The 23294-nt window shown below is 62.5% G+C and carries 21 protein-coding genes; 15 read left to right on the top strand and 6 right to left on the bottom strand.

All coding sequences use genetic code 11. The annotated features are described in order from the left end of the window. The coding region (locus Q7J44_RS20365; protein WP_304882950.1) for a hypothetical protein at positions 1-327 on the bottom strand (327 nt) is incomplete at its 3' end. 173 nt (positions 328-500) lie between these two features. Further along, positions 501-1166, bottom strand: a complete 666-nt coding sequence (locus Q7J44_RS20360; RefSeq protein WP_304882949.1) for a hypothetical protein — start codon at positions 1164-1166, stop codon at positions 501-503. A 214-nt stretch (positions 1167-1380) separates the two neighbouring features. Here Q7J44_RS20360 and Q7J44_RS20355 point away from each other — a divergent pair, with 214 nt between their 5' ends. The 3 genes from Q7J44_RS20355 (at position 1381) to Q7J44_RS20345 (ending at position 6619) form a co-directional block, all read left to right on the top strand. Next, positions 1381-2403 (top strand): plasmid recombination protein, encoded by a 1023-nt coding sequence (locus Q7J44_RS20355; RefSeq protein ID WP_304882948.1) that lies wholly within the window; start codon positions 1381-1383, stop codon positions 2401-2403. 236 nt (positions 2404-2639) lie between these two features. Beyond that, positions 2640-3794: an ABC transporter substrate-binding protein gene (locus Q7J44_RS20350; protein ID WP_304882947.1), complete on the top strand. Its 1155-nt coding sequence runs from the start codon at positions 2640-2642 to the stop codon at positions 3792-3794. A 62-nt stretch (positions 3795-3856) separates the two neighbouring features. Then, positions 3857-6619: a methyl-accepting chemotaxis protein gene (locus Q7J44_RS20345; RefSeq protein ID WP_304882946.1), complete on the top strand. Its 2763-nt coding sequence runs from the start codon at positions 3857-3859 to the stop codon at positions 6617-6619. A gap of 160 nt (positions 6620-6779) precedes the next feature. On the opposite strand, the gene Q7J44_RS20340 is transcribed toward Q7J44_RS20345, so the two are convergent. Next, positions 6780-7544 (bottom strand): UTRA domain-containing protein, encoded by a 765-nt coding sequence (locus tag Q7J44_RS20340; RefSeq protein WP_304882945.1) that lies wholly within the window; start codon positions 7542-7544, stop codon positions 6780-6782. A gap of 174 nt (positions 7545-7718) precedes the next feature. Between Q7J44_RS20340 and Q7J44_RS20335 the strand changes: the two genes are divergently transcribed. From Q7J44_RS20335 to Q7J44_RS20310, 6 genes are all read left to right on the top strand, one after another. Beyond that, positions 7719-8702 carry an SIS domain-containing protein gene (locus Q7J44_RS20335; protein WP_304882944.1) on the top strand — a complete coding sequence of 328 codons (984 nt, stop codon included), beginning with the start codon at positions 7719-7721 and terminating at the stop codon, positions 8700-8702. A 56-nt stretch (positions 8703-8758) separates the two neighbouring features. Then, positions 8759-10012 (top strand): ABC transporter substrate-binding protein, encoded by a 1254-nt coding sequence (locus tag Q7J44_RS20330; RefSeq protein ID WP_304882943.1) that lies wholly within the window; start codon positions 8759-8761, stop codon positions 10010-10012. 158 nt (positions 10013-10170) lie between these two features. Continuing rightward, positions 10171-11043: a carbohydrate ABC transporter permease gene (locus Q7J44_RS20325; protein WP_304882942.1), complete on the top strand. Its 873-nt coding sequence runs from the start codon at positions 10171-10173 to the stop codon at positions 11041-11043. 1 nt (position 11044) lies between these two features. Continuing rightward, complete coding sequence (locus tag Q7J44_RS20320) at positions 11045-11890, top strand: carbohydrate ABC transporter permease (protein ID WP_304882941.1); 846 nt, start codon at positions 11045-11047, stop codon at positions 11888-11890. Then, the gene (locus tag Q7J44_RS20315; protein ID WP_304882940.1) at positions 11887-12744 is read left to right on the top strand and encodes a PfkB family carbohydrate kinase; all 858 of its coding nucleotides are present in this window, start codon (positions 11887-11889) and stop codon (positions 12742-12744) included. Before Q7J44_RS20320 ends, Q7J44_RS20315 begins: the two co-directional genes overlap by 4 nt. Before the next feature lie 24 nt (positions 12745-12768). Next, positions 12769-13797 carry an ABC transporter ATP-binding protein gene (locus Q7J44_RS20310; protein ID WP_304882939.1) on the top strand — a complete coding sequence of 343 codons (1029 nt, stop codon included), beginning with the start codon at positions 12769-12771 and terminating at the stop codon, positions 13795-13797. A 75-nt stretch (positions 13798-13872) separates the two neighbouring features. Here Q7J44_RS20310 and Q7J44_RS20305 read toward each other — a convergent pair whose 3' ends face one another. Further along, entirely contained in the window at positions 13873-14496 is a 624-nt protein-coding gene (locus Q7J44_RS20305) for a hypothetical protein (protein WP_304882938.1), read from the bottom strand. A 301-nt stretch (positions 14497-14797) separates the two neighbouring features. Between Q7J44_RS20305 and Q7J44_RS20300 the strand changes: the two genes are divergently transcribed. The 6 genes from Q7J44_RS20300 (at position 14798) to Q7J44_RS20275 (ending at position 21780) form a co-directional block, all read left to right on the top strand. Then, the gene (locus Q7J44_RS20300; protein WP_304882937.1) at positions 14798-15715 is read left to right on the top strand and encodes a glycosyltransferase family 2 protein; all 918 of its coding nucleotides are present in this window, start codon (positions 14798-14800) and stop codon (positions 15713-15715) included. Next, entirely contained in the window at positions 15690-16811 is a 1122-nt protein-coding gene (locus tag Q7J44_RS20295; protein WP_304882936.1) for a glycosyltransferase family 4 protein, read from the top strand. The genes Q7J44_RS20300 and Q7J44_RS20295 overlap by 26 nt, the downstream gene beginning before the upstream one ends. Positions 16812-16824: 13 nt before the next feature. Further along, positions 16825-18402, top strand: a complete 1578-nt coding sequence (locus Q7J44_RS20290; RefSeq protein WP_304882935.1) for a glycosyltransferase — start codon at positions 16825-16827, stop codon at positions 18400-18402. A gap of 102 nt (positions 18403-18504) precedes the next feature. Continuing rightward, positions 18505-18918: a hypothetical protein gene (locus tag Q7J44_RS20285; RefSeq protein ID WP_304882934.1), complete on the top strand. Its 414-nt coding sequence runs from the start codon at positions 18505-18507 to the stop codon at positions 18916-18918. 171 nt (positions 18919-19089) lie between these two features. Next, a complete protein-coding gene (locus Q7J44_RS20280) occupies positions 19090-20286 on the top strand; it encodes a PleD family two-component system response regulator (protein ID WP_304882933.1) in 1197 nt (398 codons plus the stop codon). A 321-nt stretch (positions 20287-20607) separates the two neighbouring features. Beyond that, a complete protein-coding gene (locus Q7J44_RS20275) occupies positions 20608-21780 on the top strand; it encodes an OpgC family protein (protein ID WP_304882932.1) in 1173 nt (390 codons plus the stop codon). Between the two features lie 73 nt (positions 21781-21853). On the opposite strand, the gene Q7J44_RS20270 is transcribed toward Q7J44_RS20275, so the two are convergent. Then, positions 21854-22048 (bottom strand): hypothetical protein, encoded by a 195-nt coding sequence (locus tag Q7J44_RS20270; protein WP_304882931.1) that lies wholly within the window; start codon positions 22046-22048, stop codon positions 21854-21856. Between the two features lie 501 nt (positions 22049-22549). Then, a complete protein-coding gene (locus Q7J44_RS20265) occupies positions 22550-23215 on the bottom strand; it encodes a rhomboid family intramembrane serine protease (RefSeq protein ID WP_304882930.1) in 666 nt (221 codons plus the stop codon). Positions 23216-23294 lie beyond the last annotated feature (79 nt).

The following is a 23294-nucleotide window of genomic DNA, read 5'->3' as shown; positions in this document are numbered from 1 at the left end:
GCCGAACAGGCGTGGTGTTGGATCCATCACACCTGCGCACCAGGTTGCAAGCAAGGGTGCTGCGTCCAGTTCGGCCGGGCTGGGAGGTGTGGTGCTCAGGCGCTCCATCAGATCCAGAAAGTCGCTGAAGCGTGCAGCTTTCCTGTTGGTCGATTTGGATGGCTCGTTCACGTGGTCTTTCATGTATTGCACAAAGAAAGACGCCATGACCGGGTCAAGCGCATCCTTCGCCAGATACGCCTCCGGGTCACCTTGCGACAGGGCGCGGGTGACCTCGATCTCATTCAGCATAGGTGTCCTTGGGGTAAAGAAGTCATCGTTGAACATGTTGAGTTCCCGGATGTGGTGGAGTTTGTTGGGTAAACGTGATCCGTTCGGGTCCGCGATTTCATTCGATCTTTGACACGCGTGAGCGCCCCTTCGCGCGGCCAGCCGCAGAGGGGTCACATGACGCCAGGCAAGAGGAAAGGCTAAGAGGCAGGAGATGCATGCGCCTCTCCTCACTTGGGCTGCTTCAAAACCTCACCCTGCCGGATCCGACAAATCTGCCATGCTACAGCATATCTGCCGCGGGCCAGCACGTCGGACATTGTCTCGGTGATTCCGACAACGCTTCCCCAAAGACATTCCTGAACAACCCCCCAGATCATGGCTTTGGGCAACTCCTCTTCCGGACCGTCCGGATCCTGCTGCCATCTGGCCGGCGCGGCATAGGGGTTTGAGGACGCGGTTTTGCCCTGATCAAAAACCATCTCATGGACCAGAATTTTGACCACAAGATCTGCCGTCTGCTCGTCGCTCATGCCGCGCGTATCGATCTCGTCAAGGAGATGTTCAAGGAAGGCATCGCGAAGAACAAAAACCTCACAGGCTTCAACGGTCAGTTTTTTGAAGCCCGCAAAGGCACGGTGGGGCAAGCCGGGGTTCAGGATGCTGTCCGGATGCGGATGGTGCCGGTCCAGAACTCGCCGGATCATTGCTTGGAAGATTTCGGCTGAGGGCGCTACAGGTTTTCCTGTCTCCATCATCTCAAGAAAGCTGCGGTCCAGTTCCTGATCGTATCGGCGTTCAAGATAGTCACTGTAACCCACAGGTCCGGCAAAGCCGTAAAGGTGGTCAATCACAGCACATTCCGCCGGGGTGAAGTCTTCAAGTTTGCGAGGCATGCAGGGCTCCGTTCTGATGTCCCTGACGACTACCGGGCCCAAAGCATTCCCGGAGCCCGTGTAGCCTGAAGATCTTTGCCTCTGTGGTACAAATGGTGCTCATGACCCGCCACCCGCCGGTACCGCAGAGTGCCTAGTAAGTACTTTTCTTGCGGAGAACGCTTGTGTCTTGCAAAGCTTCGACAACATTACTCCATATAGCATGGAGTTAATTATGTCATTGATAAACAAAAAGTATTCAGTCGTCCTTCGGTTCAAGGGGCTCTATCCGCATCAGCTTGCACGCATCAGAATGCATGGCAATCGTTCAGGAGGTGACCTGTCACACATCGATGTTGAGCAAACCAAAAAGAACGAAATCCTGATCGGGCCGGACACTTGGATGGAGGATCTGAAGGCAGAAATTGCCCAGGTTGCGGCCAGAAATCTGAAGGACATCGTGGCGGCCCGCAAAACCCGTCAGCGCCCGACCGAAGCCGCAGCCCTCAAAAAGCGGGGTCCGACAGACCCTTGGGCCCGATCAAAGGAAGGTCCCCTGCGGGAAGGCATTCTGAGTGCAAATGCAAAGTGGTTCGGCGGCAGTGGTGCTGCAAAATGGGATCCCGATAAGGTCAGCAGTTTCCGCGATCTGGCGGTCCGGTTTCTGAAGGGGCAATTCGGAGAGGCTTGTGTGCATGCCCGTATCGATATGGACGAAGAAGCCGTGCACATCCATTTTGTCGTGGCCCCATGGACCGTGAAACAATCCGCAAGCCGCGGAATCCAAAGGTTGCTGCAACCCTCCAGCAACCCGCTGTTTGCAAGCTATGAATATGCCCAGACGGTTGCCGGCAATTACTTCTCTGGCCTGGGCCTGACACGGGGTGCCCCGCATGCGAAAATTAGGCGTGAGGCGAAGGCGGAAAACCTGCCCCTGCCGGAACCTGTCAGCCATGTTCCCCCCACCCGTTGGCGGCTGCAGCAGAAGGCCCGGTTAAAGCAGGTCTATCTCGCCCTGCAGGCCCAACAGATTGATCTTGCTGAGCAGCAGTCCAGATTGGCCCGCGACCGTGAAGACCTTGCTACCCAGCAGCAAAAGCTGACGGATGTCTGGCAGATGCAGATAGATGTTTCCCAGCAGGCGCAGGCGCGTGAAAATCAGGTTATGTCAGACGTGAAGCTGCTGGCGGCCTCGTGGCAGCAGGCAGGGCTGGAGGTGCCACCTGACCTGAACGACATGATCCAGCGGTATTTTTGAGCAGATTATGGAGTGTGCCAGAGGCCGCAAGGGTCTCGGGCTGCTCCGAAGGGCACGTCTGCCTTGGGTCAAAGCCAATTCCGTCGCGCTTTCTGCGCTGATTTCGACCCATCAGCGCCGTGAGGGAGACAGACCACGCGTCGGGTCAATTTTAGGCATTTTCCGCGGGCGGTCTTGACGGTTGCTTCACGGGGCCTCGCCCAGAGTCCGGGACTGGTTTGCAACGGAGTGACGTCATGAAACTGTCTGCAGTATCCGCCTTTCTGGTCATGCTGGCAGGGCTGGGGCCCGGGCTTCCGGCTCTGGCGCAGGAGGGGGTTACCGACACCGCCGTCAGCTTTGCACAGGTCGCCACCCTTGAGGGGCCGGCGGCCGGGTCGGGGGTGCCGATCAACCTTGGCATCCGCGCCGCCTTTGAAGAGGCCAACCGCGCCGGGGGGGTGAACGGGCGCAAGCTGGTGCTTGATGTCTTCAACGATGATTATGAACCCGAACGGGCGCTGGAAGAGGTGCGCGGCGTGATCGCGGGCGATGCCCATATCGCGCTGATCGCGCCGGTGGGCACGCCCACCGCGCAGGCCACCCAGCCGGTGGCCGCCGAAGCCGGTTTCCTGATGATCGGTCCCGTGACCGGGGCCGATTTCCTGCGCGCGCCCGAACTGGGCAATGTGGTCAACGTGCGGCCGTCCCATTCCCAGGAAACCGAACGCTGGATCAAACATCTGGTGGATGACAAGGGTCTGACCAAAATCGCCATCCTGTATCAGGATGACAGCTTTGGCCGGTCCGGTCTGGCGGGGGTTGTGGCGGCTCTGGAACGGCGGGGCATGGTGCTGGCGGCCGAAGGGTTCTACACCCGCAACACCGTGGCGGTGAAATCGGCGCTGATCGATATCCGCAAATCCGGGGCCGAGGCCGTGGTCATGGTGGGCACCAGAAACCCGATGGCGGAATTCATCCGCCTGTCGCGCCAGCTCAAGTACACCCCGGTGTTCATGCACATGTCGAATGTCGGTCCCGATTTCCTGATTGCCGATCTGGGTGCCGAGAGCGCAGGCATCATCAGCACGCAGGTGGTGCCCTTCCCGAGTGATACCTCGGTCCCGCTGGTGGCGGCCTATCAGGCGGCGCTGGCCGCGGTCGATCCGGCGGCAAGCCCCGGGTTTCTCTCGCTGGAAGGCTATATCACCGGGCGTCTGGCCATTGCCGGGCTGCAGGCGGCGGGTCCCGCCCCCACGCGGGCCGGGTTCGGGGCCGCCATGGCCGGGCTGGGCACGGTCGATCTGGGGGGCATTACCCTTCAATTCGGCCCGGGCGACACCCAGGCGATGGATGATGTGTTCATGACCGTGATCACCGCCGACGGACAGGTCGAACCCTACGGCGGCTGATCTGACGCGGCAGGCCGCACGCGCCTGTGCGGGCCGCCCCTTTATTGCTGGAGTTTCCCACGATGAATGCGCTTGCCAATGTCGCCGCCAGCCTTGGGCTCCGGATTGTGGGGCTGATGTCGGTGCTGGCCCTGACCACCGTTGCCGCCATCGTGGTCAGCCTCAACGCCTTTGGCGAAACGCGGGTGCTGGTCGACCGGCTGGTGGGCGCGCAGGTGACGGTGCTGGAGGAAAGCGCCGGGCTGATTGCCGACCTGTCCCGGGTGGAGCGGGCCTTTGCCGGGGCGCTGGCCGCAGACACCGCGGCCGAGCTGTCGGCGCGCAGTGCCGAGCTGGCTCCGGTCATGGCGGACCTTGACGCGCGCATCGGCACCGCGCTTGATCCTGCCATCCGGGCGATGGCGGCCCCGCGTGCCGCGATGCGGGACAGCATTTCCCGGATGGCGGCGGCGCGCGTCGAGGTTTTCACCCGGATGGATCAGATCAGCGCGGCGCTGGCGGGGATGGATCTGGCCAGCCAGCGCATCGCCGAACAGACGGCAGAACAGGGCGACACCGCCTATTTCGATCTGGTCATCGGCGGGGATGCCACCGTGGCCGATGTGCGGGGCACGCTGGAGCGGCTGATCGCACAGGATGTCGGCATGATCCAGCTGGCGCTGTCGGTCCGGGTCGAGGTGAATGTGCTGCGCGGCATGCTGCTGGCGTTGGGAAGCACCTCTGATACCGGGCGGGTGGCCATTCTGGCGGGAATCGCGACCGCGGCGCTGAACCGGCTGGACCGCTCTGTGGCGGATCTGGCCGCGCTGGACGGCGGGGCCGACCGCGCCGCCATGCTGGGCCAGATCATGACCGGCACCGGCGCTATACTGGCCCGGCCCGCCACAGCCCAGACGCAGGCCCGCCCGGTGCTTGACCAGATAGAGACGCTGGATGCCGATTTTGCGGTCTGGCTCGATGACCTGAACTTCAGCCTGGAAATCGCCTCGGTTGACGCCAGCGATGCCAATGAGGCCGCGATTCAGGGCCTGATAGAGACCCATGTCGAACCGATCCGCCATCTGGCCCAGATCGACGCGGGCGCGCGGTCGACCTTTGCGGCTGCGGTGGCCGTGGCCTCGGTCCGGACCGCGGAGGACTTGCCGCGCGCCAATACCAACCTTGCCGCCGCCGTGCAGGTGCTGACCCGCAGCCTGGCCGGCACCGAAGGCCCGCTCGCCGCCGAGGTTGCGGCGCTTCTGGCCTATGCCGATCCGGCCACCGGCCTGCCGGCGCAGCAGGCCGATCTGCTGGCGGCGCGGGCGACGGCGGTCGCGGCCTCAGAAGAGGCGCAGGCCAGGGTGATCGAACTGTCGGGCACCGCCGCGCAGCTGGGCAATGCCACGCTGGCCACCGTGCTGCAGGCCGGGCGGACGATCCAGCAGATGACAGCCGCCTCGATGGCCAATCTGTGGACCATCACGGCGGTCTGCGCCGTGCTGGTGCTGGTGGCCCCGGTCATGGCCTGGCTGATGGCGATCCGGCCCATCAGCCGCGCGACCGAAGCCACCACCCGGCTGGCCGCAGGCGATCTGGCGGCGGTGGACGGGCTGCGGCGCGGCCGGGGCGAAATCGGGCAGCTGGTGACGGCGCTGCATGTGTTCCGCGACAGCCTGAAGGAGAAGGCCCGGATGGAGCGCGAAGAGCGGCGCGCGGCTGAGCAGCAGGCCGCCCGCGCCCTGGCCGAGGAACGCGCCGCGCATGACCGCGTCCTGGCCGAGGCCGCAGCACAGGCCGAACAGGACCGGCGCGAGCATCTGCGGGTTGAGGCCGAAGAGGCCGAGAAACAGCGGCTGCGCGCCGCCGCCGATGCCACGCGCCAGCAGCTGATGGAGGCGCAGAACCGCGTGGTTGCCCTGCTGGCGCAGGGTCTGCGCGATCTGGCCGCCGGCAATCTGGGGGCCGAGATCTCTGAGCCGTTTTCCGACGGGTTCGACCAGTTGCGTCAGGATTACAATCTGGCGGTGTCGCGCCTGCGCGACGTGGTGACGGCGATCCTGACCACCGCCGAAAGCATCAACGGCGGGGCGGCCAGCGTGTCGGGCGTCGCGGATGATCTGGCCCGGCGCACCGAAAGCACCGCCGCCACGCTGGAGCAGTCCTCGGCGGCCCTGTCGGCGCTCACCCAGCTGGTCAAAGGCACCGCGACCCGCACGCAGGATGCGCGCACCATCGCAGGCGACGCCAATACGAAATCTCTGGGCGGGCGCGAGACCGTGCAAAAGGCGATTGCGGCGATGCAGTCCATTGCCGACTCTTCGGCCCGGATCTCGCATATCGTCGAGCTGATCGAAGGCATTGCGTTTCAGACCAATCTGCTGGCGCTCAATGCCGGGGTCGAGGCGGCGCGTGCGGGCGAGGCCGGGCGCGGCTTTGCCGTGGTCGCCTCCGAGGTCCGGGCGCTGTCACAGCGCACGACACAGGCCGCGCAGGAAATTTCCGGCCTGATCACCGAAAGCCGCAGCGAGGTGGACCGCGGCGTGCAGATGGTGGCCGATGTGGACCTGTCGCTGAAAGACATTCTGGACTCGATCTCGGTGCTGGGCGACCGGATCGGCGAAATTGCCGCCGCATCACAGGAACAGTCCTCCGGGATCACCGAGATTGACAGCGCCGTATCGCAACTGGACCACAACACCCAGAAAAACGCGGCCATCGTGGAAGAAACCATGGCCGCGGGCCAGACCCTGTCGGCAGAAGCGTCCCGGCTGGTGAGCATGCTGGAACAGTTCACCCTGTCGGCCAGCCCCGCCCGGCCCGGACACCGCCAGGGCCGCGCGGCCTGAGGACGTTCCGGACAGGTATGGGTCGTGTCGTCCGGCCCGGGCTTTCCTGTCACGGTCAAACCGATGAGACCCTGCGGCTTGCGCCGCCGGGCTTTGACCGGCCGTATCTGGGCCAGCGAACCGGTCTTCGCCTTCGGTCACGCGGTTGGAATATGGCCGGCTAAACGTCTATCGTGTAGGTGATCCGGTTGGTGGGCGTGGCAAGCAACGAGCGTTGCAGCGGGCGCATGGCGTCATCATAGACGATCTTTTCCATGTCAAACAGCGGCTCGCCCAGGTTGCAGCCCAACACCTGACGGTCGGCCTGCCCAGCAAGGCGGACGTTTATGTGCCGCCGCGAATGTACGACCTGCACGCCGAATTTCTGCCGGAGCAGACCATAGAGGGACACATCGTCGTGCAGCTCTTCGGCCAGACCCGGAAAGCGCGCCAGCTCAAAGTAGGACTGGTCGATGCTGAGCGGTCCTTTGCGGGTGCGGATCAGGCGGCGCACCTGCAACACCTGTGTGCCGCGCGCGATGCCAAGGGCCTCTGCCGTCGCCGCATCTGCAGGCATGGTGTCGATGGACAAAAGCTGGTTGTGCGGATCGGCCCCAAGGGCGGTGTAGGTTTCCGTAAAGCCGTTGAGCTTTACCAGGCTGGTCACGATCCGCTGGACGGAAACGAATGTGCCCTTGCCGGCGCGTTTTTCCAGCACCCCCTCGTCCTGCAATTCGCTGATGGCCCGGCGCACCGTGATCCGGCTGACGGCATAAATTTCGCACAGCTGGGTCTCGGTCGGCAAAAGGCCGCCCTCGGCATATTTGCCCTCACCGATCTCGGCCAGAAGGCGCTGTTTGAGCTGGCTGTAAAGCGGAACGGAGTCGATGCGCGAGAGGTTGTCGGCGGCATCTGCCAGCCTGCTCTGCCCGGTGAAATCGGTCATATGGAAAAGGCCTTTCATCGGCGGCTGTCGGGACTGAAAAATGCTCTGAAGATTTTCGCATCTCTCACGATAAAAATCAATCCTATTGAAAAGTAACGGAAAATTACTGTTGACAGACTCGGGCATCGCTGAGACCTTATATATAACGTTATATAACATCATATCGGAGAAAAGATGCTGACCGAGACGATCACCACCCAGATCACCAACGCCCTCAAGGCGGTAAATGACCGCGATGCCGTCACGGATATTTTCTATGTCGCCTGCGGCGGCTCTTATGCGCTGATGCTTCCCAACCAGTATGCCGTTGAACGCGAATCCGCCTCGATCGCGGGGCAGGCCCTGAATGCGGCCGAATTCAAGGCGCGTGCGCCAAAGCGTCTGGGCAAAGGATCTGTCGTGATCCTGTGCTCGCATTCCGGCACCACGCCGGAAACCGTCGAGGCGGCAAAAATCGCCCGCGCGGCAGGGGCGCTGACCATTTCGCTGACCCATGTGCCGGGCAGCCCGCTGGACGAGGCGTCAGAGCACACCATCAACTATACCCACGCCCCGATGTCGATGAGTGCCGAGCATTCGCCCGCCGTGCTGGCCCGCCTGACCTTTGGCATTCTGGCGGCGCGTGAAGGCGGCAAGCTGGTGTCTGACATCGACACTGGTCTGGCCAAAATCGGCGGCATCGTCGACAAGGCCATCGCCGACCAGAAAGAGGCGATTGCGGCCTATGCCGAGACACATAAACGCGCGCCGGTGATCTACACCATGGCATCGGGCGCGAACTATGGCCCGGCCTATTCCTATGCGATCTGTATCTATCAGGAGATGCAGTGGATTCACTCCGCCTGCATTCATGCCGGGGAATACTTCCACGGGCCGTTCGAGATCACCGATTTCGACGTGCCCTTCGTGCAGCTGATCGGCGTGGGCGCCTCGCGCAGCGTGGATGAGCGCGCGCTGGCCTTTGCGCAGACATACTCACAGCGCATGACCGTCCTCGACGCAAAGGCGCTGGGGGTCGAGGCGCTGCCTGCATCGGTGGCCGAATATCTGCAACCTTTGGTGTTCTCATCGGTGCTGCGGGCCTATGCCGACAAACTGGCAGAGGCCAAAGGTCATCCGCTTTCGGTCCGTCGTTATATGTGGAAGATGGAATATTGAGCTTGCCCCGCCGGAGGGGCAAGCCCCCTCCGGCAAACCCAACAGGAGGACGAAAAATGAAAAGACTGTCCCGGACGGTTTCGGCCGTCACCCTTGCCCTGCTGAGCGCCGCCCCCGCCTTTGCGGATGTGGAGCTCAAGCTGTTTCACCGCTGGCCCAACGCGCCGTTCAAGCCCTATATCGACAGCGTGATCGCTGATTTCGAAGCGGCAAACCCCGGCATTACGGTGGTGACCGATCAGGTGCTCAACGATTCCTACAAGGACAAGATCCGCGTTGTTCTGGGGTCGTCGAACCAGCCCGACATCTTCTTTTCCTGGAGCGGCGAATGGGCGTTCAACATCGCCCGCGCCGGCCGGTCGATGGATCTGACACCGGTTCTGGCAGCCAACCCCGACTGGGCCGCAAACATCATCGAGGCCCAGATCGAGCCTTTCACCATGGACGGCACGGTCTATGGCCTGCCCTGGCAGATGGACGGCAAGGCGATCTTTTACAACAAGGACAGCTGGGCGCAGGCCGGCATCACCGAAGAGCCAAAGTCCTTTGGCGAGCTGATGGACGTCTGTGCCAGGCTGAAAGAGGCGGGCCAGCTGCCGCTGTTGTTCGGCTCGAAAGCGCCCTGGGCGATCAGCCATTACATCGGCACCTTCAACGAGCGGATCCTTCCCGCCGACGTGCTGGCCGCCGATTATGACCGTACGACGGGAGAGTTCACCCATCCCGGCTATGTGACGGCGCTCGAGAAGTTCCAGGAGCTTTCCAGCTGCATGAACCCCTCACCGAACGGCATCGACCATGAGACCGAGCGCAACGGCTTTGTTGCCGGGCGGGGGGCGATGTCTTATCTGCAATATGCAGAAATGGGCTATCTGAAAGACGCGGCCTTTCCCTACGGGTTCTTTGTCTTCCCGCCGATCGAAGGCGGCGAGGGCCAGCAGGACACGCTGCAGGGCGCGCCTCAGGGCTGGATGATTGCCGAAGGCTCGCCCCATAAGGAAGAGGCGGTGAAATTCCTGCAATTCCTGCTTTCGCCCGAGATGGGGGCGCGGCTGACCTCCGAGACCGGCATTATCAGCCCGATCAAGGGGGCGGTGACCGATCAGTCGGCAACGCCGGAACAGATCGTCGCCTTTGACCAGATCATGAACGCCGGCGACCCCTATCTGTGGCTGGACACCGCGCTCGATGCGAATGTCGCGGATGCCTATATGAAGGGGGTTCAGCTGTTGCTGGACGGGCAGAAAACCCCTGCAGACGTGATGGCCGATGTGCAGGTCGCAGCCAAGCGCGTGCGCGACGGGCTCTGACCATCGCGCAGGCGCACCCTGGCGCGCTCCCCGCCAAGGTGTGCCGGACGACAGGCAGCGGCCCCCAAGCCGCTGCCGGTTTTACGGTCTCTGACGCTCTTTCCCTGATCGCCCGGACCCCGTGACCTTTGCCCCGCGACTTTTGCAAGGACAGACCGATGCCCGCCAGGCTTACCGACCTCTTGCTTTATACGGCACCGTTCCTGATCGTGACGGCGGTTTTCGTGTTCTATCCGCTGGTCGCAAACATCTGGTACAGCTTTTACAGCTTTTCCGCCTTTGACCCGGTGATGCGCCCGGCAGGCTTTGGCAATTACCGGCGGCTGGTGTCCGATCCGGCAATCGTGACCGCACTGATCAACGTCAGCCTTTATGCCATGCTGTCGGTGATGTTTCAGGTCGGGCTGGGGCTGGTGCTGGCAGCGATCCTGAGCCAGGCGTTTCTGGGATTCTGGGCAAAGCTGTTCCGCACCCTGTTCTTCATTCCGGTGGTGATGTCGATCACGGTGATCGCTTTTGTCTTCACCTTCTTTTACGACCCGTTCAGCGGCCTGCTGAACATGGCGCTGCAGGCTGTGGGTCTGGGCCACTGGGCGCGGGCCTGGCTGGGCGAAAGCGCCACCGCGATCTATGCCGTCATCGCGGTCTCGCAATGGCAGAGCGTGGGCTATGTGATGATGCTGTTCATCGTCGCCATCCAGTCCATTCCGCGTGATCTGTATGAGGCGGCCGAACTTGATGGCGCGGGCGCAGTGGCCCAATTCTTTCACATCACCGTGCCGCAGGTGCGCGAGATGCTGATCGTGGCCACGGTCGTCACGGTCACCGGATCGATCACCGTGTTTTCCGAACCCTACATCATGACCGGCGGCGGGCCGGGCGATTCCTCGGCCACCCTTGCCACCTATATGTACCGCTCGGCGTTCTTCCGCGACGAGATGGGCTATGCCGCTGCGATTGCCGCCCTGATCTTTGTGGCGACCATGGCGGTGTCGCTGCTGCAACTGCGCGTCTTCGGAAAGGCGAAATAAGATGACATCCCCTCTCACCCGCCATCCCGGCCGCTTGCTGGTCATTCTGGTGCTGCTGCTGCATTCGGTGATCGTGATCTATCCGCTGTTCTGGATGATCACCAATTCGTTCAAGACCACGCAGCAGATCTTCGAGGCCTCCTGGACCATGCCGACGGTCTGGGTGGTGGAGAACTACGTAAAGGCATGGCAGGGCGGGATTTCTGCCTATTTCATGAATTCCGTCATCGTGACCGGCAGCACCATTGTTCTGACCCTTGCCCTGTCGTCGCTGGCCGCCTTCGGCATGACCCGGGCCGAGGCGGGCGGTGCCGGGCGCGCAGCAGGGCTGGTGCTGATGGCCTGCATCGGCGGCATGCTGGTGGCCCCGCAGGTCGCGCTGGTGCCGCTCTACAAGATGATGCAGGCCTTGCGCCTGCATGATACCCATTGGGCGCTGATCCTGATGTACACCGCCTACCGGCTGCCGATCACCGTGCTGCTGATCCGCGCCGTCTTCATCACCGTGCCCCGCGATCTGGATGACAGCGCCCATATCGACGGCTGTTCGTCATTCCAGACCTTGTGGCATGTCTATCTGCCGATGAGCCGGTCGATCCTGCTGACCGCCTCGGTGCTGACCGCCTATCATGCGTGGAACGAGTTTCTGTTCGCGATCATTTTCATCGACAGCGACCGGCTGAAAACGGTTCCGGCCGGGCTGATGAATTTCCGTGATGCGCTGATGACGGACTGGGGCGTTCTGGTGGCCGGGCTGGTCATTTCGGCGGCCCCCATCGTGCTTTTGTTCATCCTTGCGCAACGCTACTTCATGTCCGGCTTTGCCGCAGGGGCGGTGAAGGGATGACCAACCCCGGAGATCTGAAAATGACCACGCCTGCGCATGGCCTTGTGGGGATCGGCGACAATGTCGTGGACCACTACCTTGATCAGGGCGTCTACTATCCCGGCGGCAACGCGCTGAATGTGGCGGTTCTGGCCCGGCGCTTCGGGCTGCACGACACCGCCTATATCGGCATCATCGGCAATGACGCGGAAGGCGCGCATGTGCATGCCAGCCTGTTGTCCGAGGGTCTGTCCGATGCCGGCCTGCGGATCGCCATGGGGGAAACCGGCAAGGCGAAAGTCACGCTCAAGGACGGCGACCGGGTCTTTGTCGGGTCGAACAAGGGCGGGTTGCGCAAGCGGCTGACCCTGCGGCTGGACGAAGGGGATCTGGATCTGGTGGCACGGCTGGGTCATGTCCATTCCTCGTGCTTCAGCTATCTGGAACATGAATTGCCGCGCCTCGCCGCCACGGCGCAAAAGCTGTCCTTTGATTTCTCGACGCTCCGGGATGCGGCGTATTTCGCGCAGGTCTGCCCCCATGTCACGACGGCCTTCCTGTCCGGGTCTGATCTGGACGAACAGGCCGCAAAGGCTCTGATCCGGCAGATCCATGCGCTGGGGCCGGAACAGGTCTGCGTGACGCAAGGCGAGCGGGGGGCCTTGTTCAGTGACGGAACGCGGGTGGTCCGTCAGGGCATCGTGCCGGCACAGGTGGTCGATACGATGGGGGCGGGGGACGCCTTCATCGCGGGCTGGCTGGCGGCGACGATCGGGGGAACCGATGCCTTTGCCGCCCTTCCCCTTGCCGCATCCGCCGCGGCGCGCGCCTGCGGATGGCCCGCCGCCTTTGGCCATCCGCACCCGGCACTTTGACCCGAAAGATCGCAAGGAAACCTCATGGCCAAGCTTGTTCTGTCCGACATCCGCAAATCCTACGGCACATTCGAGGTGCTCAAGGGCATAGACCTTCAGATCGAAAGCGGGGAGCTGGTGGTCTTTGTCGGCCCGTCAGGCTGCGGGAAATCCACGCTGTTGCGGATGATTGCAGGGTTGGAAGAGATTACGTCGGGTGGGCTGGAGCTTGACGGGGTTCGGGTCAATCAGGTGCCGGCGTCAAAGCGGGGGATCGCGATGGTGTTCCAGTCTTATGCGCTCTACCCCCATATGACCGTGCGCAAGAACATGGCCTTCGGTCTGAAAATGGCGCGTCTGCCAAAGGAGGAGATTGCGCGCCGTGTCGATAAGGCGGCGCAGATGCTTCAGCTTGGCCCCTATCTGGACAGGCTGCCCAAAGAGCTTTCCGGCGGGCAGCGTCAGCGCGTGGCCATCGGTCGGGCCATCACGCGCGAGCCGCGGATTTTCCTGTTCGATGAGCCGCTGTCCAACCTTGATGCCGCGTTGCGGGTGGCGACGCGGGTAGAGATTGCCGGCCTGCATGAACGTCTGCCACAGGCCACGATGGTTTACGTGACCCATGATCAGGTCGAAGCGATGACGCTTGCCGACCGTATCGTGGTGATGAACGCCGGACGCATCGAACAGGTCGGCACGCCGATGGATCTGTACCACCGTCCGGCCAATCTGTTTGTCGCCCAGTTCGTGGGATCTCCGGCCATGAACATTGTGCGCGGCCGTATGATGGACGGGCGGCCGGTGTCAGACCCGGACGGCCCGCTGCATCTGGGGATGCGGCCGGAAAATCTGGTGCTGGCCGATGCGCAGACCCCTGCGGTGATCGAAGGCCGCGTCCTGCTGGTCGAGCATCTGGGCGAGGTGACGCTGGTTCATGTGAAAACAGCCGCTGAAAAGACGGTCATTGCCAAGCTGGCCGGGGATTGCCCCCTCACGCGCGGTGCGGAGATCCGGCTGGGGATCGCAGCGGACGATGTTCATTGCTTCGACGCCGACGGGCAGCGACTGGGCTGAGCTGTCGAAAAAGGGCCGCATCCTTCCGGATACGGCCCCTGGGGTGTTGATCGGGGGTGTTAACCGGTCTGCCCTTCAGCGCGCGGCCAGGGTGTTGTGCAGCTGATTGCCATTGTAGGACAGTTTCAAAGCGGCCGCCCCGACAGTGATGCCATTGTCTGAAAGCGTCAGGCATTTGGCGGGGGAAAAGCTGTCCAGGGTAGAGAGGGTCAGGCGGTGGATCCGCATGTCCGATCCGACGGTGGCCGATTTCACCACGCCGACAGCCACGCCGTTCGAGGCAAAGGCAATATAGTCGTTGTAGACGCTGCTGTTGCCGCCTGCAGGGCAGCTGCGGGCCTTTGCCGTGCGGACCTCACTGGCCCCCGGGATGACCACACCCACCGGCGTTGTGCCCGGCGGGACTGTGCCTGGCGGGGTTCCGGGCGCGACCCCGGTCGTGACGCCGACCCCGACCGACGCGAGAGACCCCTGTGTGCCGACCCCGACATTGGCATTGACGCCGCCGGACCCGATCGACGCGTCCACATCGGCCAGCGATCCGACCCCGACATTGGCCTCAATGCCGTTGGAGGTGCTCAGGCCGACAGAGACTCCGCCGATCCCGAGACTCAGCCCGTCAGCCAGTGCCGGGCCGGACACTCCGGCAGTCAGGACCAGTGAACAAGCCAGGCCCAATGGCGGTAACAATTTCATCATCGTGTGGCCTCCATAGGTTAAAAGTGCTCTCTTTGAACCGCTATGGTGCCGCCGCATCTGTGGCAAGAATGTGGCAGCAGGGTAAATTGGAAGGGTGTGAACGGGTGCTGCGCCGGTTGGAATGTCCTGCGACATTTGCCAACTGCTGTTCTGCCGTACAAGAAGAAGCGCAGCGAAAACCGCTGGTTGCAAACAGTCCGTTTGCGCGAATCAGATTATGGCGATTGTGGGGCGATGCAGACCACGCTAAATCGTTAACGCGAATGACGTCCCCCTCAGAGAGTCTGTCCGATCCCCCATCATGACTGTGACGCATTCGATCATCATCCCCACCAAGGACCGTCCCGCCTTGCTGCTGCGCGCGGTGCGCTCGGCCTGTCAGGGGCAGGGTGCAGACTGCGAGATCCTTGTCATCGACGACATGAGCCTGCTGCCCGCCGCGCAGGTTCTTAAGGATCTGCCGGAATTTGAAAGCGGCCGGGTCAGAGTGCTGCGCGACGCGCGCGCGACCGGGGTTTCGGCGGCGCGCAACACGGGGATCGCGGCGGCGCGGGGCCGGCTGATCTTCTTTCTTGATGATGATGACGCATTGCAGCCCGGCTATTGCGCCCGCATTGCCGCAGGACCGGCGCAGCACTGCGATTATGGGTTTTCCGCCTATCGCCTGATCCGCAGCGATGGCACGATCATGGTGCCGCGCGCCCGTTTTGCCACCGGGGCCATTCCGCCGGATGCGCCGTTGCGCAAGCAGCTGTGTGGCATGGGGATGGGGTTCTGGATCCATCGCCGGGTGGTTGAGGAGACCGGCCCGTTCGATAGCGGGCTGCAGATCAACGAAGACACCGATTTCGTCTGCCGGCTGATCGACCGCAACAAGCGCGGCTGGTATGAGGCCAGCCCCGGGGTTGATATCTATCAGCATGATATCACAGGAAATCTGGCGAACATCACCCGGCGGACCCATGCGCTGGAACGGGCCCGGTCCATGCGGTTGGTGTGCGAGCGCTATCCCGCGATGGTGGCGCATCTGGGCAGAAGCTATCTGCGCCATTGCGCCAAGGTGGACCTGCGCCCGCAGGCGCTTGGCTTTATCAACACACAATCAGGCCATGGGCTGCGGGTGCGCCTCTGGCTCTATTTCCATGCGAAACTGCTGTCCTATGCAGCCGCGCGCATCGGCAAAAGGCGGGCACATGCGGATCGCGCATTGCGTTTTTGAGCCGCCCTCCGGTTCCGGCTCGGGCGCGCAGTTGCGCAGTCATGCCCTGAATGCGGCGCTGCACCATCAGGGGCAGGTTGAAACCCATGTGGTGCAGGCGTTTTTCACCTCGGGCAAAGCCCATCCTGCACGGCGCCCGGCCTTTATTGTGGGGGCCCTGCCGGAAGAGGTTCTGGCCCCGATTGCCGCAAAGATTGCGGCGCAACGCCCCGGTCTTGTCGTGGTGGAAGGGGTCTATCTTGCCGATCTTGCGCAGCGGCTGATCGCCGACGGGCACCGGGTGGTTCTGGATGCGCATAATGTCGAAAGCGTTCTGTTGCGTCAGATCGACAGTGCCAGACACGGGCTTTGGGCGCGGGTCATCCGGCACCGGCGCTGGCAGCGCGCCGCTGACGCCGAACGGCAGCTGTTCGGGGCGGTTGCGGGCATCTGGGCCTGTTCGGCGCAGGATGCAGAGCGGATAGCAAGGCTTGCGCCGCAGGCCCCGCAGGCGCAGCTGGTGCCCAACCCTGTGCCGCAGTGGTGCGACAGCGTCACCCCCGCGCCGGACCGCCCCGGCGTTGCGGCGCTGTTTGTCGGGCATCTGGGGTATCGACCCAACATCACTGCCGCCTTGCGGCTGGCAAGGGGCATTGCCGCCCAGATCCGCGCGCGCGACGCGCAGGCGGTGCTGACGGTTGCGGGCCGGTCCCCCGACCGCCGGTTGCGCAAGGCGCTTCAGACCGCGCAGATCCGGCTGGTGGCAGATCCGGCGGATCTGGCCCCGCTGTATCACGGCGCAAACATGGTGCTGGTGCCCCTGACCGAAGGTGGCGGCACAAGGATCAAGATCCTTGAGGCCATGGCCTGCCATCTGCCGGTCGTCGCAAGCGGGATTGCCGTCGAAGGGCTGGGCCTGCGCCCCGGCGTGCATTTCCTGCAGGCCGGGTCGGATGCGGACTTCGCGGCCTGTGCCCTGCGGCTGTCCCGGGACAGCGCGTTGCGCCAGAGCCTGAGGCAGGCGGCAGCGGAATTTGTGCACGCCCACCACGGGCCACGCGCCCTGCAAACCGCCGTTGGTCACGCCCTGCGCGCCGTGGTGACAAAACAGAGCTGAGGAAAGCAGACGCATGATCCCCCGACTGATCCACCAGATCTGGCATGATGCGCATTTGCCCGGCTATGCCTGCGACAGCTGGCAAAGGCTCAATCCGGGTTGGAGCTGGCGGTTGTGGACCGACGCCGATCTGCTTGATCTGGTGCGCACACAGTACCCGGCGCTGGAAGCGCTGTATCTGTCCTACCCCAGAAATGTGCAGCGCGCCGATCTGGGGCGCTATCTGCTGTTGCATCATTTTGGCGGGGTTTATGCCGATATAGACACGCAATGCCTGGCATCGCTGGAGCCATTGGCCGCTGAGTCCCGGATCGTCCTGTGCGAAGAGCCGATGGAGCATTGGCACCATGGCATCGCGCTGGGGCTGGAGCGGCTCTATTTCAACGGGGTGATGGCGGGGCCTGCGGGGCACCCGTTCTGGGCGCATCTGTTGCGCACGGTCGAACGCTGTGCGCCCGCGCGCGACCACGTGCTGGAATCGACCGGCCCGCTGGTGCTGACCGGGGCGGTGCTGGACTATGACAGGCCATCGGATCTGGCGCTGCATTCGTGCCATCTGTTCACGCCGCTGACCTCGGCGGGGTATGAAACCGCGGGGGCAGAGCAGGGTCCGCTGGCACCGCTGCGGCTGGTCAATCACGACTGGCGGGGCAGCTGGGTTCCGCCTGCCCGCAGCCGCACCGGTCTGGCGCATGCGCTTAAGGGATATCTGCGCAGCGCGAGATACCACCTGACCCGCGGGCCGCACCTGACCCGGGGCCAGCTTCAGGCCAGGCTGAACATGGAGCTGCTGCGCCGCCCCGTGACCAAAGGCGGACAGGTTGCGGTGCTGATCCCGGTGCGCGATGCGGCCCCGTTTCTGGACCGGTGCTTTGAGCTGCTCTCGGCGCTGGACTACCCGGCGGACCAGCTGTCCGTGACCTTTTGCGAAGGTGACAGCCGCGACGATACTCTGGCCCGGCTGAAAACCTTGTGTGACCGTCATGCGGGCCGGTTCCGTCAGATCGGCGTGACGCAGCTTTCGGGCGGCCCGGAGCTGAACCGGGCGCAACGATGGTGGCCGTCCTTGCAGCGGGCGCGGCGCGGGCATCTGGCGCGGGTCCGCAATCACCTGATTGACCATGGCCTGACAGCGGCAGATGACTGGGCGCTCTGGCTTGATGCCGATGTCTGCGACTATGATCCCGGCATCCTGCGCCGCCTGCTGAGCGAGCGGCGCAAGGTGGTCACCCCCGATTGTCGGCTGGAACCGGAGGGCACCAGCTACGATCTGAACGCCTTTACCGATCCGGGCGAACGCCGCGACCTGCGCTATTACAAGCATGTGCATCGCGGGCTGTACATGCCGCCCGCGCGCCATGGCTATCGCAAACACCTGCACGATCTGCGGTTTCTGCACCGGGTGCCTTTGTCATCGGTGGGCGGCACCATGCTGCTGGTCGATGCAGATGTGCATCGCAGCGGCCTGCGCTTTCCGGATCTGCCCTATGAGGATCTGCTCGAGACCGAGGGTTTTGGGCGGTCGTGCCGCGATTTCGGGGTGACGCCGGTCGGCCTGCCGAATGTGGTGATCCGGCATGTGGCCTCGTGAAAGATCCGCGCAGATCCACTCCCGCAGACCCTGGATGCAGACACTGGACGCAGGCTGTCAAACCCGTCAAAATCACAGCCGTATGAGTGACAGGAGGAGTGTATGGCGTACACCTTGGGTGAGGCAGAAAAAGTAACCGGAAAATCGAAGGCGACGCTTTCGGCGGCGATCAAAAGCGGCCGTATTCCGGCGCGCAGGGATGACAGCGGCACGTTCCACATCGACCCTGCCGAGCTGCACCGGATCTACCCGCGCACGGTGTACAGTGACCACAGGCAGGCAGCTGCGCCTCTCCCGGACAAGACCCCGGAACCCCCCCCGGAAAAGGGCGGTCTGGAAGCCGCGATCAGCGCCTTGCAGGCCCGGCTGGACGCCACGCAGGACCGTCTGTCCGACAAGGAAACCGCCCTCGCGGATCTGCGCGAAGACCGCGACCGGTGGCGCCAGCAGGCAACGGCGCTGCTGGCCGGTCATCAGCCACCAAAGGGCCTGATCGCGCGCCTGTTCGGACGATAACGCCACTCCCCCGCGCCAAAGCCCCACAAACCCGGGCCAACTGCGACCTTGGTACAATAAGCCGGACCTGCCCCGCGCTTGCCATTATTTTGCCCCACTGCTCAACTAGGGATTGGCAAAGGCATCTTTGATGCTTTCCCTGATTGAACAAGACTTAAGGGTGACCAAGACATGATAGCTTTCGTAGCCATCGGCATTCTGGCTGGAGCGGTGAGCTTTGCAACCGCCCTGTTCATGGGCGCGTCGTTCTGGTTTGCCCTGATGCTCTACAGTCTGGTTGGCGCGGCCTCGGTTCTGGTCGCCGCCGTGATACCGCTGATTGTTGGCGAAAAAACGGCACGCGGGGCGGAAGATCCGCAAAATCTGCCGGTGCCGGAGCCTGTCAGCGAAGCTGTTGTCGAACCACAGGCCTATCTGGCACAGGGGGGCATGCGGATTCTGGCGGTTGATGATGACCCGATCATCCTTGGTCTGATCCCGCGCATCGCGGCCGAAGTGGGCTGTGCCGATACCACGATTTCCAGCTCGGGCGCGCAGGCGCTGTCGCTCTTGGAGCAGTCGTTCCGGCCCTATGACTGCCTGCTCTTGGACATCAACATGCCGGGCATTGACGGGATCGAGCTGTGTGGCCGCATCCGCCAGATCGCAGCCTACCGTGACACCCCGATCATCATGCTGACGGCGATGAAAGACCTTGATCACCTTGACCGCGCGTTCCGGGCCGGGGCGTCGGATTACATCTCCAAGCCCTTCGACGTGATCGCTTTCGGCACCTGCCTGCGCAATGTTCAGGACAAGATCCTGCTGTCGCAGATGGAACCGCCAGCAGAGGCCGCACCCGCCACAACCGCGGCACCTGAGGCTGAGGACTGGATCGTGCCGGCACCCGGGTCGATTGCGGGCGTCGAGACCCTGATCGAACACGCGGCGCTGCAGAACTATCTGATCCGCCTGTCGGGCGTGGCGCTGTCGGGGGCCTATGTCCTGGCGGTCGAGGTGGAACGCAACGCCGGTCTGGCCGAGGGGCCTGTGGCTCTGGCGCCGGTGGTGGCCGCCATCAGCGCAGCCTTCACCAAGCAACCCTGCGTCCTGTCTTATGCCGGCGACGGGCAGTTCATTGTGGTCTCCAACAGCGCCAGCATGCCCGATCCGTCCGCGCTTGAACGCGCCATCGAAGACGCGCTGCGCACGCAGACCGGCCCGACCCTCGCCGCCGGACTGACCGTCAACGTCGGCATGGCCGTCCGCCCCGGATCAGGCCGCACCCTGCGCGCCAAAACCGCCATCGAAAGCGCCCTGCGCCTGTCGGCCAGCCGCGCTGCGGGCCGGAAAACGGTGGCACGTGCCTTTGGCGGGCTGCGGTCGTAGGGGGCAGCCAAAGGGCGGAAAGCTTCCGGGCACATGCGGCTGAAACCATCGCATGTGCTGTGCCGCTTTGAATTTGTTCAGCCTCCAAACAACGCTGTTAGCGACAAAGTATGGAAGTTTGTCGCCAAGAGCGGCAAAAACGGTGGCCATGATCACAGGTCTTCTCAAATGATATCAGATCTGCCCATGCGCTGACCGCAAAGCCTGTTGAAACCGCGCTCTTCCGGAAAACTGTGCACAACTCTGCACGCATCAAAAATACTTGTTGACTTCACGATAACGTGAAGTCTCTAGCTTCCTCAGTGGTTGAGGAAATGTGCGATGCGGTACCCGGTTATAGATGGTTTTCGAGGATTTTTTCTCATTTTCATGATGGTTGTCCATCTGAATCTTGAGCTTGATACCATATTGGGCAAGCTGAATCATCACTATCTCGGTTGGGTCGAGGACGCACAGGGTTTTGTGTTCATTTCTGGTTTTGTCGTGGGGCTGGTCTATACAGGGATAATGCTCCGCCGGTCTGAACTGGCCATGCAGGGGGCAATCTGGGCGCGTATCGGTACAATATGGAGCCATCAGGCAGGATTGATCTTTCTGTTCCTTCTGGCTGCCTTGTCCTTGCCTGCTTTGGGTGTCCCGGCTTCTGTCTTTGCTCCATATAATGCTGAGCCCATAGCGTTTACGACAGCTTCTCTTATGCTGGTGGCGGCTTCGAAGCATATGGGCATTTTGCCAATGTATATCTGGTTTATGATGATAACGCCCCTGGTGCTGCGGGCCTTTGCGTCAGGATACGCAGTGGCTGTTCTGGTGTCTTCGGTGCTTTTGTGGATGTTTGCGCAGACGGGTCTGGTTGATTTGTTTACGCTTCATGCGCAGCAATTGCTGGCAGGCACCGGTCATCCGATCAAATTGGGGATTTTCTTCAATGTTTTCGGCTGGCAGGTCTTGTTTTTCGGCGGTCTCTGGCTCGGTTTCCTGACCGCGACGGGTAAACTTAACCTCTTGGTTCTGAAGGACCGGCCATGGACTGTTGTTGCAATCATGGCAGCAATGGGGTTCGTGGCTTTTGCACTGCTCGACCGGCTTGTGTATTGGAACCTTGTCTCGGAAGAGTTTTCGGTAAGGTTTTTGGCGAAGTCATCACGTCAAGATCTCTCTCCAGTGCATGTCATCAATTTTGGCTTCGACCTTTTTCTTGTAACATGGCTTCTTGTCGCTGGGCGCGAAAGCGGTATTCGAGTGTTTTTCTGGATGTCCAATATGGTTCATTGGGTATTTACCCGCCCCGCGCTTGTTTTGCTGGGCCAGCATTCATTGCATGTCTTTTCATTCCACATTCTGGTGGTCTATGTCGCAGCGGTCATCTTTGACGCCGGCCCGCCGACCGAATTGACAGGCAGCATTCTCCTGATACTGGGTGTATTGTCGCTGTGGCTTCCGGCATATCTTAATGCACGTACGCAGGCAGCGAAACGCGCCCGGCCGGCCTGATCGGGAAGGTTACTCAGCTTGTGCTGTTTGACTTTGCCATCATGGGCCGATCATGCCTTTGCTGTCATTGCCCTTACGCCGAGCGCAGGCGGGGGGAGAGCAGGACGGCCAGAACGGTCAGGGGCCAGATCAGGCACAGCGCGTAGCCGCCGATCGTGTAGGCCACGCCGTCCGATCCGGTGCGGCGGCGTTCCTGAAAGGTCATGTAGAATGAGAAAACCGCGATGAACGCGTAAAGGGTGAGAGCGAGCAGGGCGAGGACTTCCATAGATCATTCTCCTTCTTGATGCATTTATCCGCAGTCTTGTGGCGTGAAAAAGGCAGAACGCAGGTCACAGGATGGCGGGACGGTCCTTCAGTGACTGTCTGTCCAAGGGCGGTGCAGGGTCTCATCCTGGGGCCTTCACCTTCAGGGTGTCACCCGCATTCTGGAAACAATAACCGGTTTTGGCGGTGTCAAAAAGCAAATGCCTGTACCTTTTGCGCAGGGGCCGGGGTTTGACCGGTTTTTCGCCGATTCAGGGCAAAACCCGCCGATGCCTGTATTCAATGCCCGTATTCAACGCCCTTGACCGCCATTTTGTTCCCGGCGGCGGTGCGCGACGCGGTGCCATCAGGGTCATGTCTGGCCGTATCTTGCGGGGACATCGTTTACAAAACGTAAACGGTGGCCCGGCGGAGCAAGACTTCTGACAGTGTTTTCGGGCGGCGGCGGGCCATCATCGCGCCAGATCAGGTGCGGATCAGGCCCCGTAGCTCAACCGGCACTTCAGACCGGCCCAAGCCGCCGGTCGATGACGACGGCGGCGATCCAGCCGGTAACAAAGCCGCCCAGATGGGTTTCCCAGGCCAGCTGGCCGTTCATCGCCCACCACAGCACCAGGTTAAGCGCCACCAGCCCCGCCACCGCCTTTGCCACCGGCACCAGCGTGTCATGGCTCTGGCGCCGTTCGCGCGCGTGCAGGCCGACATGGGCCCCGGCAAGGCCGAACAGCGCGCCCGAGGCCCCCACCATCGGCAACACCTGCGACGACAGCAGCGCAAAGCCGATGGCACCGCCCAGGATCGACAGGGCGTAAAGCAGCAAGAACCAGCGTTGCCCGAAACGGCCGACCAGATCGGGGCCAAGCGAGAACAGGGTCACCATATTGACCGCAAAATGCACGGCCCCGGCATGCAGAAAGCCATAGGTCAGAAACATGGTGCCGGGTTGCAGCGCATATGCCGGGCGCCAGTTGCCCAGGAGCCCGGCCCAGAATCCGGCAAGCTGCAGCGCCTGCATCCGCCAGCGCGCGGTGCCCCACAGCCCCCAGTCGGCCCCCGACAGCACCAGTTCGGGCAACAGGCACAGCACGAACAGCATCAGCAGGACAGGAATGCGCCAGGCTTTTTCTGGCGCATCAGGGGTCTGTGGCGGCTTGGTGCCCGGTGTCATACGTCCTGGCCTTTGGTTGGCCTTAAGCGGTGCCTGATGCGAGGGACGTCTGCAAGCAAAAGCTCAGTCTGACCGAAAG

Origin of the sequence: Pseudotabrizicola sp., from assembly GCF_030656345.1 — a bacterium.
Classification (GTDB): Bacteria; Pseudomonadota; Alphaproteobacteria; order Rhodobacterales; family Rhodobacteraceae; genus Pseudotabrizicola.
The sequence above is the reverse complement of the archived record's forward strand: the minus strand, read 5'-3'. Positions and strand labels throughout refer to the sequence as shown.

Bases quoted from the DNA above. Each gene is read 5' to 3' on its own strand.
- Q7J44_RS20360 (WP_304882949.1), bottom strand. From the start codon at position 1,166: ATGCCTCGCAAACTTGAAGACTTCACCCCGGCGGAATGTGCTGTGATT.
- Q7J44_RS20355 (WP_304882948.1), top strand. From the start codon at position 1,381: ATGTCATTGATAAACAAAAAGTATTCAGTCGTCCTTCGGTTCAAGGGG.
- Q7J44_RS20350 (WP_304882947.1), top strand. From the start codon at position 2,640: ATGAAACTGTCTGCAGTATCCGCCTTTCTGGTCATGCTGGCAGGGCTG.
- Q7J44_RS20345 (WP_304882946.1), top strand. From the start codon at position 3,857: ATGAATGCGCTTGCCAATGTCGCCGCCAGCCTTGGGCTCCGGATTGTG.
- Q7J44_RS20340 (WP_304882945.1), bottom strand. From the start codon at position 7,544: ATGACCGATTTCACCGGGCAGAGCAGGCTGGCAGATGCCGCCGACAAC.
- Q7J44_RS20335 (WP_304882944.1), top strand. From the start codon at position 7,719: ATGCTGACCGAGACGATCACCACCCAGATCACCAACGCCCTCAAGGCG.
- Q7J44_RS20330 (WP_304882943.1), top strand. From the start codon at position 8,759: ATGAAAAGACTGTCCCGGACGGTTTCGGCCGTCACCCTTGCCCTGCTG.
- Q7J44_RS20325 (WP_304882942.1), top strand. From the start codon at position 10,171: ATGCCCGCCAGGCTTACCGACCTCTTGCTTTATACGGCACCGTTCCTG.
- Q7J44_RS20320 (WP_304882941.1), top strand. From the start codon at position 11,045: ATGACATCCCCTCTCACCCGCCATCCCGGCCGCTTGCTGGTCATTCTG.
- Q7J44_RS20315 (WP_304882940.1), top strand. From the start codon at position 11,887: ATGACCAACCCCGGAGATCTGAAAATGACCACGCCTGCGCATGGCCTT.
- Q7J44_RS20310 (WP_304882939.1), top strand. From the start codon at position 12,769: ATGGCCAAGCTTGTTCTGTCCGACATCCGCAAATCCTACGGCACATTC.
- Q7J44_RS20305 (WP_304882938.1), bottom strand. From the start codon at position 14,496: ATGATGAAATTGTTACCGCCATTGGGCCTGGCTTGTTCACTGGTCCTG.
- Q7J44_RS20300 (WP_304882937.1), top strand. From the start codon at position 14,798: ATGACTGTGACGCATTCGATCATCATCCCCACCAAGGACCGTCCCGCC.
- Q7J44_RS20295 (WP_304882936.1), top strand. From the start codon at position 15,690: ATGCGGATCGCGCATTGCGTTTTTGAGCCGCCCTCCGGTTCCGGCTCG.
- Q7J44_RS20290 (WP_304882935.1), top strand. From the start codon at position 16,825: ATGATCCCCCGACTGATCCACCAGATCTGGCATGATGCGCATTTGCCC.
- Q7J44_RS20285 (WP_304882934.1), top strand. From the start codon at position 18,505: ATGGCGTACACCTTGGGTGAGGCAGAAAAAGTAACCGGAAAATCGAAG.
- Q7J44_RS20280 (WP_304882933.1), top strand. From the start codon at position 19,090: ATGATAGCTTTCGTAGCCATCGGCATTCTGGCTGGAGCGGTGAGCTTT.
- Q7J44_RS20275 (WP_304882932.1), top strand. From the start codon at position 20,608: ATGCGGTACCCGGTTATAGATGGTTTTCGAGGATTTTTTCTCATTTTC.
- Q7J44_RS20270 (WP_304882931.1), bottom strand. From the start codon at position 22,048: ATGGAAGTCCTCGCCCTGCTCGCTCTCACCCTTTACGCGTTCATCGCG.
- Q7J44_RS20265 (WP_304882930.1), bottom strand. From the start codon at position 23,215: ATGACACCGGGCACCAAGCCGCCACAGACCCCTGATGCGCCAGAAAAA.